Here is a 3,069-nt window from a genome sequence, read left to right on the forward strand (position 1 = left end):
AGCTGCTTGCCAATGCGGCACTGGAGAATGACGTCCGTCAGGCGGTCGCTAGCGGGGCATTCCGACCGCACTATCAGCCGCTCGTGAAGCTCGCGGAGAACCGCCTCGCCGGGTTCGAGATACTGGCGCGCTGGCACCACCCAACAAGGGGGGACGTTGGGCCGGCGATCTTCATCCCGGTGGTGGAGAAGCTTGGCCTCATCGGTCAATTCACATATTCGCTCTTGCGCCGCGCCTGCCTTGAAACAAAAGACTGGCCGTCAGATATCACAATTGCGCTGAACGTTTCGCCTTTGCAAATAGGGGACCCCCTGCTACCGGTGAGGTTCCTCTCGATCCTGTCGGAAACCGGCTTCCCGCCATCGCGGCTTGAGGTTGAAATTACCGAGTCGGCGCTGATCGGAAATCTTCCGGCGGCGCGGACCGCTCTTCGCACTCTCCAGGATATCGGCGTCAAGATCTCGCTCGACGACTTCGGAACAGGTTACTCAAATTTGTATCAACTGCATGAGCTTCGATTCGACAAGATTAAGATCGATCAATCGTTCGTGACAAACATGGCAACTGACGCACACGGAGCCAGCATTGTGCAGTCGGTCTTGGAACTGGCGAAGAGTCTTGGCATGCAAACGATCGCCGAAGGCATCGAACACGAGCAAACAGCAGGAGAGCTGACTCAGGCCGGCGCCACGTTCGGTCAGGGATACTATTTTGGCAAGGCTATGCCAGCCGACGCGGCCGGCAAACTCGTTCGAGACGCTGCGGGGGGCGCCTCACGGCGTAGCGTAGCATAGCAACCAGGGCGCTCTGACGACCGTATATAGGGTACCGCGGACAGAACTCATGTCGTATTCAAGCATCCAAACAAGGCAGCCACGGTCACTTTGTCCGCTGTGCCGACATTGATCCGTCAAAAATGCTACGTGATTGACGAATGGCAGCAAAGCGGCAGCTGCGGTGCAGCATTCGACAAGGTGACGGAGGTCGGCTTCGGGTCGGAAGTGCCAATCACGACCTGGCAAGTGCGAGCGAGAAGCACATCCCAGGAAGCGCCACAAGCGATCAGCCATCAAGTTTTGCCGCTCAATAACAACCTCAGCAAGTTTGCATAACCCCGAGCGTCGTCAATCGCCCGATGAGTATGCTCGACGGAGCCGAGCCAGTCCGTCGGATATCTATCAACGTCGCAGTTCCAATGGTCTCGACCCGTTTTTCCGGCAACCATCGACATGATGCAAAGCGGAGCATACCTGAACAATCAGTCTGCGACCCACGGCCCTTCGAGCAGTGGTCTGCCGACGAACCGCTTCAAATAGTAGTCGAACCACGGTCCATCGAGAGAGACAGGATGGGCCGCAAATATTGGGTCAAGACCAAAGGACTTAACCCACGTGGCGAACCGTTTGATGATTGTTTCTGGTGGCTCCGCATTCTCCGTTGCTGCCGCCCATGCTTCAGGATGCCTGCTCCAGAAATCCATCGTTGCGGCATCATTTTCCGCCCCATCAAGGCGTTCTAAAACACCTTCAAATTCTCCAAGAACTTCGCCGCTTTCGGAAACAGCGACCGACCCGAACGACAGCATTGAATGCAATCCCGGTATCGGGCCATCAAACTCGCAATCCGTTACGATGTAAATGAAGGGCACCGAGAGCTCCTTTTGTGCAGTAACGACCAGGGCTAATCAGACATCCCAAACATGGAACAGGCTATAGCCATCCCAATAGAAATCCTGCCATCATCGACGGTGCGCCTCGCCGATCCGGCGGCCTGGCTTGCCGTCAGCGTCAGCAGATGTTTTGGCTATTCCACCAACTCGTCATCGTCCGGCTCGACCGAAAGCGGTTCCGCATATACCGCATGGCGGCTCAGCAACCCTGCATCCTCCAGCGCCTCCATATCCGGAAGGTCGCGCAGCGTCTCCATGCGAAATGCCGACAGAAAGTGCTTCGTCGTTACATAGGTATAGGGCGCCCCCGGCGTCGGGCTGCGCGGACCAGAGGAAATAAACCCCGCCCCCCGCAGCGATCCGATCAGATCGCGACTGACCTCCTTGCAAAAGTTCTTCGACAGCTCGCTTCTCGTCACCGGCTGGAAATACGCAATCGACATTAGAACCATCGACTCGTGTTCGGACAGCACCGCAGCGGCCGATCGCGTCGGCGCGCAAGAAGCCCGGATCGCCTCCGCATAGGCCACACGGGTCCGATGTTGCCAACCGCCGGCAACCGAAACCAGCTCATACGGCCGGGAACGAAGTTCCTCTCGCAGATCATCAATAAGCAGATCAATGCTGCACTCCCTGCCAACGACGCGCGCCAGGGTTTCACGCGTCACCGGCTCGGCCGAGGCAAAAATCACTGCCTCAACCCGCATCATCCATTCGCGCCAGCGCAGATCCGCCGGCAAATCCGCCAGCTCCCGATCAAGGAGAATGCCTTCTCCACCGTTCGCTTTCTCTTCGCGGGAAGGTTTTGCTGCGGTTGCTCCGGTCATCGTCATAATCCATAGATCCGGAATGACGATCGTCCGGACAGCTCGCGCACGGCGTCAAAACTCTCCAATCGTTCGAACAGCCGGGTACTGGCCCAGCGGGACAGACCACTGCCGGGTGCGGAGGCCGCAATCGCATCCTCGTTAAGCAAGGTCTGGATCACCGGCTCAGCTCCTTTGGTGCGCAGCTTCGGCGCGATAGCAACAAGCTGATCGGCTCTTCGGGCGATCTCGCCGGCTGAACGCAGGGCGCCCACTGTGCCGTCAACCAAAGCCAAACAGATAGCTGTGGCGAACGCCACTTCGCCGGGTCGGACACGCCCCCTTCCCCCGATTGTGCGGAAGGCCGAGCCGTACCGTTCCGACATCAAAAGCGGTAGAGTAAACGACCAATTGAGTTGTTTAGCGATGAGACCATCGGCCAGCGCCCAGGCGAGCGGCTCGGCATCCGGACGGGAGCCACAGATTGTTGTCACCAGTTCCGCCGCAGCGAAGGGCGCCGACCGGCTGGATTGAAGCGCTTCATCAGCCGCAGTCGCCGTAGAGGCCGCAAGTGGCTCATCCCAGGCGAGGCCC

General features: G+C 58.5%; 4 protein-coding genes. 1 reads left to right on the forward strand and 3 read right to left on the reverse strand.

All coding sequences use genetic code 11. The features are described 5' to 3' along the window. Positions 1–794, forward strand: a 794-nt coding sequence (locus Q8O80_RS03655; RefSeq protein WP_305577041.1) for a bifunctional diguanylate cyclase/phosphodiesterase, incomplete at its 5' end; no start/stop codon positions are given. Positions 795–1,258: 464 nt separating this feature from the next. Here the strand turns inward: Q8O80_RS03655 and Q8O80_RS03660 are convergent. From Q8O80_RS03660 to Q8O80_RS03670, 3 genes are all read right to left on the reverse strand, one after another. Next, on the reverse strand, positions 1,259–1,648 hold the full coding sequence (locus Q8O80_RS03660; RefSeq protein WP_305577043.1) for a hypothetical protein: 390 nt from the start codon (positions 1,646–1,648) through the stop codon (positions 1,259–1,261). Between the two features lie 155 nt (positions 1,649–1,803). After that, positions 1,804–2,496, reverse strand: coding sequence for an SMC-Scp complex subunit ScpB (locus Q8O80_RS03665; RefSeq protein WP_305577045.1), 693 nt, complete (start codon positions 2,494–2,496; stop codon positions 1,804–1,806). Between the two features lie 2 nt (positions 2,497–2,498). Further along, on the reverse strand, positions 2,499–3,069 hold a 571-nt coding region (locus tag Q8O80_RS03670; protein WP_305577047.1), incomplete at its 5' end, for a DUF1403 family protein.

The sequence above is a fragment of the Devosia sp. genome (genome assembly GCF_030689745.1).
Classification (GTDB): domain Bacteria; phylum Pseudomonadota; class Alphaproteobacteria; order Rhizobiales; family Devosiaceae; genus Devosia; species Devosia alba.